The 3,027-nt window shown below is 35.1% G+C and carries 5 protein-coding genes; 3 read left to right on the top strand and 2 right to left on the bottom strand.

Features of this window, described 5'->3' with window-relative positions:
• Positions 1 to 775 precede the first annotated feature (775 nt).
• Positions 776 to 934: a hypothetical protein gene (locus tag I2D94_RS17930; RefSeq protein ID WP_195397892.1), complete on the bottom strand. Its 159-nt coding sequence runs from the start codon at positions 932 to 934 to the stop codon at positions 776 to 778.
• 42 nt (positions 935 to 976) lie between these two features.
• Positions 977 to 1,180, bottom strand: coding sequence for a helix-turn-helix domain-containing protein (locus I2D94_RS17925; RefSeq protein WP_195397891.1), 204 nt, complete (start codon positions 1,178 to 1,180; stop codon positions 977 to 979).
• A gap of 140 nt (positions 1,181 to 1,320) precedes the next feature.
• On the opposite strand from I2D94_RS17925, the gene I2D94_RS17920 reads away from it, so the two are divergent.
• From I2D94_RS17920 to I2D94_RS17910, 3 genes are all read left to right on the top strand, one after another.
• The gene (locus tag I2D94_RS17920; RefSeq protein ID WP_229056959.1) at positions 1,321 to 1,950 is read left to right on the top strand and encodes a LexA family transcriptional regulator; all 630 of its coding nucleotides are present in this window, start codon (positions 1,321 to 1,323) and stop codon (positions 1,948 to 1,950) included.
• Positions 1,947 to 2,666, top strand: a complete 720-nt coding sequence (locus tag I2D94_RS17915) for a hypothetical protein (protein ID WP_195397890.1) — start codon at positions 1,947 to 1,949, stop codon at positions 2,664 to 2,666. The genes I2D94_RS17920 and I2D94_RS17915 overlap by 4 nt, the downstream gene beginning before the upstream one ends.
• Before the next feature lie 143 nt (positions 2,667 to 2,809).
• Positions 2,810 to 3,027: recombinase family protein (locus I2D94_RS17910; RefSeq protein WP_195397889.1), on the top strand; the 218-nt coding region annotated here is incomplete at its 3' end.

The raw sequence follows: 3,027 nt of genomic DNA, 5'->3' as shown, positions 1-3,027 counted from the left end.
CTTTAGTTCCTGATTGGATTCCTTACATCGTTGCTTTTATTCAACTCTTAGGAAGTCTTATTTAGACTTCCTTTTTTGTGTGGCGTTGGCTATGGAATTAATTGCTAATCAGTCGGTTTTGAATAAATCGTTTGGTGTTACGCTATCTAATAGAACCAAACAGAATGAACAGCAATGAAGATCCGATCAGGACAGATACTTCGAATAATACCGAATTGTCATTAGGCTCTGGCCACATGAGGTTTTTGTTAAAAATCAGAAGTAGCCAACTTGAGAACATAAGAAATCCGGTTAATCCGATTAATAAATCGATCATACTCCCTCCCATACGACACTAATGGCCATTAGCCATAAAACCACAACCATCACTTTGAACCAATTTGGAAGACTTTTAAGAAATCCTTCGAATGGTGGAAGCGCAAAGATCACGGTCACCACTGGAAGCATTATCACTAAAAGTGCAGCAGAGCTTTTAAGAAGTTGCATTTAACAGAATATCCTCCCATCCCACAAGCCACATCCTGAAAATGAGATTAGAATGAAACAAATAATTACAATAACGGCTGCTATCTTGGTAAAAAGCATCAAGCTTTTAAACGTTACACTTTCCCTATCCCATTCCCAACAAACTAATAAGCCTGGTGTTATAAAGATCATAAGCGATAGTGCTAGAGGGAAACTTAGCATAGCGATACAGTCAAGAAGAAAATCCATGCCCTTACGCTAGCCTCTTTTCATGTGAAGCGAATTCATCAGAACTTATCTTGAGTGCCATTTATTTTCCATTAAGAGATTTAACTTCTCTTTTCAAGATTCTGATGTTATCGATCACGAGAACACGTTCTTCCTTTAACTCTTTACGATCATTAAAATCAACAGTAACCTTACCTTCTTTTCTTTTCATTAGACCAATATTTTTTCCTTTTCGCTTCAATATTTATCACCTCGCTTTAATATTCGCTTGCGTTTACGCAAGTTAATCTTTAAAAAAAATACTCTCTAACTCCTCCTGAGATAAAGAAAGCTCAGAACGGATGGCTTGAAGCTCACTTCGTGTAAATTCACTTCTACCCGTTTTCTTTCGGTAAAAAGTTGCAGGATCAACACCTATTCTTCTTGCCATATCTTCATTGGTTTTTCCCTTTATCTTCATTTTCATTTCTAACAAATAGATATTCATTTAGTTCACCTCCTAACTAATTCCATGATATCACTTGCGTTTACGTAAGTCAATGCGTTTTTGCAAGTGTTAACGCTTTTTATATTTGTTTATTGCAAAAATGCAAGAATTATATATAATGAATATAAAGAGGTAAGGTCATGAAGATAAAAGATGTTCTTAAAGCAAGACGAAAGGAACTTAAACTAACATTAATGGATATCGCTAAAGCATGCGACGTAAGTGAAGGAACTGTATCTCGATGGGAAAGCGGTGATATTGGCGATATGAAAAGAAGTAGAATAGCCGCTTTAGCAAAGATACTTCAAATCTCGCCCGCAGTTATTGTAGGCAGCGAAGAAGATGAGGATCTTTATAAATCTGTTGGCATAGGCTACATTCGTATTCCGTTATATAGTTCTCTTTGTTGTGGGAATGGTGGTTTTAATGATGATAACATCATCGAATACATCCCTGTTCCTTCAAAAGGATTGAACACTGATCCTGATAACTACTTCTGTCAGATAGCTTTTGGCGAATCAATGAAAGATGCTGGAATTAATACAGGTGATTTGCTTATATTTGAAAAAACGGCAAAAGTAGATATAGGCGTTATTGGTTGTTTTTGCGTAGATGAAAATGAGGCAATGTGTAAAAAATTCAATACTTTAAATGGCATTATTATGCTTCAACCTATGAATAGTGATTTTGAACCAGTGGTAATTGATCCAGTTGATGAATGCTTTAGGTGTCTTGGAAAACTAAAAAAAGTCATTAAGGATTTTGAATGATGAAATTTGTTAAAGAAAATAAAAAATTAGTCTTTGAAATTTTATGTATAATCATACTTATTCCTATAGTCTTTTTATGGGATTGTCCACTTATTGATGGAGTTTTTCCAAAAGATATTGGTATCGCCTTAGCCGAATACAGCGGTTCCATAGTTGGTGGTTTTCTTACTTTATATGGGGTCTGGTGGACGATAAAAGATCAAGCTGAAAAGCGAAGAGAAGATTTAGCCATACAGTATAAGCCTACTATATCGTTTCTAGCTACAGATGATTACGAAAAGCAAAGTTGTCATTATTATATTACAAAAAACAAAGAATTAAATCCCGAAGCTATATCAATAGATGAATTTTATAAGTCTGAATATGTAATACAACTATTAAATGAAGGTCGTGGTAATGCGTATGTTCATTACGAAATAACTTGCGACCATGAAAACGTTTTTATTAAATCTAAAATGGATAATAATTCAGAAAGATATCTATTGAGGATGAATAGACCATTTAACATAACGTTAAACTTAGAAAAAAATTTATATATATCTGCTAATGATGATATTACAATTTATTTTTTTATAGAATATTGTGATGAATTTGAAATATTTGAATATACTCTTGAGGTTGAACTCCATTTAAGAGTAGTGTTTAATAGCTTGACCTTTTTATATTACACCTTTAGAGATAAAAAGAAACAACACTACAAAACATCTGTTATTTAGGTGATTAACAATAAAAAAATCCCGGAGCTGGTAACTCCGAGAAATATAGAGCTGGTGCTGGTAACACCGCTCACTGCATAGTAAAAATGACTTGGGGGTCATGCCTTTTACTATGCCTCTATTATACAAGGAGGCCGAACAAAATGCAAAGAGGTTATATCTACGCTCGCTACTCATCAGCGAGCCAAAAAAGCGAGTCGATTGAGCAACAGATCGCGATCATCGAAGATTACGCTAAACGAAATAATATTGAGATCGTCGGCACTTATGCTGATAAAGCCATATCCGGGAAGCACGCAGAGAACCGTCCAGAGCTGCAGCGCATGCTCTATGACTGCGATCGAAAGCAGGTGGATGTAGT

Origin of the sequence: Holdemania sp. 1001302B_160321_E10, from assembly GCF_015552275.1 — a bacterium.
GTDB lineage: Bacteria > Bacillota_I > Bacilli_A > Erysipelotrichales > Erysipelotrichaceae > Holdemania.
Note: the sequence above shows the minus strand (reverse complement) of the source record. Positions and strands in the feature narration are given on the sequence as shown.

Excerpts from the sequence above, each read along its gene's own strand:
- I2D94_RS17915 (WP_195397890.1), top strand. The coding sequence starts at position 1,947 with ATGATGAAATTTGTTAAAGAAAATAAAAAATTAGTCTTTGAAATTTTA.
- I2D94_RS17920 (WP_229056959.1), top strand. The coding sequence starts at position 1,321 with ATGAAGATAAAAGATGTTCTTAAAGCAAGACGAAAGGAACTTAAACTA.
- I2D94_RS17925 (WP_195397891.1), bottom strand. The coding sequence starts at position 1,180 with ATGAATATCTATTTGTTAGAAATGAAAATGAAGATAAAGGGAAAAACC.